The 2,976-nt window shown below is 56.2% G+C and carries 4 protein-coding genes; all 4 read right to left on the bottom strand.

The features are described 5' to 3' along the window. Positions 1-380, bottom strand: a 380-nt coding sequence (locus ACI94_RS09870; protein ID WP_286681380.1) for a V-type ATP synthase subunit E family protein, incomplete at its 3' end; no start/stop codon positions are given. 11 nt (positions 381-391) lie between these two features. Beyond that, the gene (locus tag ACI94_RS09865) at positions 392-640 is read right to left on the bottom strand and encodes an ATPase (RefSeq protein WP_062261166.1); all 249 of its coding nucleotides are present in this window, start codon (positions 638-640) and stop codon (positions 392-394) included. A gap of 4 nt (positions 641-644) precedes the next feature. Continuing rightward, positions 645-2,609 carry a V-type ATP synthase subunit I gene (locus tag ACI94_RS09860; RefSeq protein WP_286681379.1) on the bottom strand — a complete coding sequence of 655 codons (1,965 nt, stop codon included), beginning with the start codon at positions 2,607-2,609 and terminating at the stop codon, positions 645-647. Continuing rightward, the coding region (locus ACI94_RS09855; RefSeq protein ID WP_286681378.1) for a V-type ATPase subunit subunit G family protein at positions 2,596-2,976 on the bottom strand (381 nt) is incomplete at its 5' end. The genes ACI94_RS09855 and ACI94_RS09860, both read right to left, overlap by 14 nt.

The following is a 2,976-nucleotide window of genomic DNA, read 5'->3' as shown; positions in this document are numbered from 1 at the left end:
TCCCGCTCGTTTGCATGCACGACACCCTTCTTGATCACCTTTGCCGCTCTCTTCAACAGGTCTGTGAGCGCCTTCTCTTGGAACTCAGCAGGCAGGTCACCGATAGCAGCGAGTGAGGCCGAATAGACCTGATCCAGGAGCGTCTTCTGGGCGTTCAGGACCTGCCGTTTGACGACAAGGTTCGCTGCGGAGACTTCCTGGTTGATGATGTGAGTGGCTGCCCGGTCCGCCTCCTCTTTGGCCGAGAGTTTAATCTCGGCGGCCCGAGCCTGTGCCTCCTTCAGGATCTCCTCGACTTCAGCGCGGGTCTCTGCCCGAATCGCCTCGACCTCCTTTCGCCCTTTCTCCCGGATCTCGTTGACAACTGCTTCGAGTCCCATGGTTCACTCCATTAGAACAGAAGCAGCAGTGCAACCACAAGACCGAAGATGACGATGGTTTCAGGGATAACAGTCAGGAGCAGCGCCAGACCAAATACATCACGGTTTTCTGCCGTCGCCCCGACCGCAGCGGCACCGATGCCCATTTCAGCGACACCGGAGCCGATACCGGTGAGACCGACCGCGAGGCCTGCGCCGAGCGCTTTCATTCCCATCTGCGATGCCTGTACCATTTCAAGAGTCATACCAACATCTACCATTTCTTTATTCCTCCGTAAACTTAGGTTTCATTCCAAACGGGTTGTACTTCTTGCCTCCACCTTTGTAGAACTTGGTGAAGAACTCAACATAGTGAAGACGAATCGAGTGCAGACCGCCTCCTAGGAGACCAAGTGCCGTGTTCAGCGCGTGTCCCATAAGGAGGACAAGAATGCCCACAATGATGATGATCACGCCGACCGGTGTGATCGCTTCAAGCTGGGGCTCTATGATCATGCCGATCGCGATGTAGTTGACCACCATCGCGATAGCGACCGAAGATAGGCCCACCGCCACAAGACGGGCGTACGATAATACGTGACTGATAATCGTCGGAAGTTCGACTAACTCAAGCGGGTTCTCCTGAGCGATACCCAGGATACCTGCCACCAGAAGGACGACTCCCACAACGGCGGCAACATTTAACCCCATAGCGACAACGGGAAGACCCGTCAGGTCGGGCATCAGCGGGATGGCGTAGAATGCCCAGATCATGAGCATGATCCCCCACATCGTCCCAAGCCACCCGGCATGCGAGAGAACTGCCTGTGTGGCGTGCTTTCCGGAGTAGATCTTCCGTGCGTTGACGATACCGAGTATGCGTCCGAGCGTAATGTGCAGGAGGCCGATCCAGATAGCAATGATCATGAGTTCGACGACCTGTGGGCCGTGGCCTCCGGCGGCTCCTCCGATGTTGAGGTGCCGGGAGAAGATCAGCGCCGGCCATGGGAGTGCGGAACCGAAGATCTCGCTGTAGAGGATCCCGAATATGATGCTTGATACGCTTGCGTAACTGAGCACCTTAAGAAGCATCCGTCCTCCCTCGCCTTTCACGATCTTTCGCAGGCCCAAGCTCATGGCAAGCAGGATTGCTCCGTAACCCACGTCACCGAGGATCATACCGAAGAAGATGGGGAACACGATGGCTACCATCAGCGTCGGGTCGATCTCGGAGTACCGGGGCCGTGCGTAGATATCTATGAGCATCTGCGTTGGCGAGGCAAACGTTGGGTTCTCGTACTCCACCGGGACCCTGGCATCGTCTTCGATCTCCAGTTCCTGGATGTAGATCCGATCACCGGTCGCCCGGACCAGGGCTTCCTTGACCTTTTCGAAGTTACGCTCAGGGATCCATCCTTCGGTGAGGAACGTCTCTTCCGTGGTAGCAAATCGCAACGGGGCCTCCGCCCGCTCTACGTCAGCCGTGAGTAGTTCATCGCATGCTACCAGAAAGTCGGCGTGCCTCTCCCGGATCCCTGCAATCTTTCCGTTGATCGCAGCAATCTCACCCTCGATCCGCCGGGCCTCTTCCTGGTGGGCCTTCAAGCGGTCGGCCGGCGCCCCGGTCTCATCCGGAACGGGAATTGCCTGGAACCCGGCATCGAGAAGCGTCCGTTCGACCTCTTCGCGGTGCTCGTTAGGCACCACGACGACGATCATGTTGCCGTCAACTTTGTCGGAAAAGTATTTCTCGTGAGGGGCGTCGATGGTTACGTCATGAGCGATATGCCCGGTGAATACGCTAAATCGCGTATAACCACGGTAAAGATCCAGATCCATGGGAACGGCAACGAACGGCTCAAGCTCCTTCGCACGTTGCTCGTGCTCCTTTTGTTGCGCCTCCAGTCTGGAACGCGAGGCGACAAGACCTTCTACCTCCTCTATGATAGCAGGCAGATCGGTCTGGATCATCGCCCGGACTTTCGATGCGGGGATTCGCGTTCTGACTTCTACGTTCTCCGGGTCTATCCCGCACGCATTCTCAATGGCCCTGATCTTGATGAGCCCCGAGGCTGCATCGCTCGCCCCGGAAAGCGGGTGGCCGATCGATAGTCCGTCGCTAGAACCACTCTCCGGCACAAAGTCCTCGATATGATAGACATTGTGACGGTAGAGTTCCCTGACGATCGTATCGGTCTCACTCTTCGGGGCCACGATAAGCAGCCGGCGCATCCGTTCAGGCCTTAACATGCAGCTGCTCCTTGAATCGCGTAACAATGAAGTCTACAGCTTTTGCAAGGTTCTGGTTTCCCTGTGCTTTCAGCGCCTCTGCGCGCACTTTACCCTCATTGACGATCTCTTTGTATCTGTTCTGCGCCTGGGCCCGTGCCTCTGCAAGACGCTGATTCCTGTAGTCCGTGGCATCTTTTTGTGCCTTCTGGACCAGGTTGTCAGCTTCCAGCTCGGCGTCTGAGAGGCTTTTCTTCCTCTCGGCCTGCGCATCACGGATCATTGCCTGGTACTCTTCTTCAGTTTCCCTGATGCTCTTCAGGACGTCGGTCTTCATCAAACCCTCCTTCTCACGGCTCATGAATATTTGATGAAAATAAGCATATAT

The organism is Methanoculleus sp. DTU007, assembly GCF_001512385.1.
GTDB lineage: Archaea > Halobacteriota > Methanomicrobia > Methanomicrobiales > Methanoculleaceae > Methanoculleus > Methanoculleus thermophilus.
The sequence above is the reverse complement of the archived record's forward strand: the minus strand, read 5'-3'. Positions and strand labels throughout refer to the sequence as shown.

Coding starts and splice junctions, on each gene's coding strand:
- ACI94_RS09865 (WP_062261166.1), bottom strand. CDS start 640: ATGGTAGATGTTGGTATGACTCTTGAAATGGTACAGGCATCGCAGATG.
- ACI94_RS09860 (WP_286681379.1), bottom strand. CDS start 2,609: ATGTTAAGGCCTGAACGGATGCGCCGGCTGCTTATCGTGGCCCCGAAG.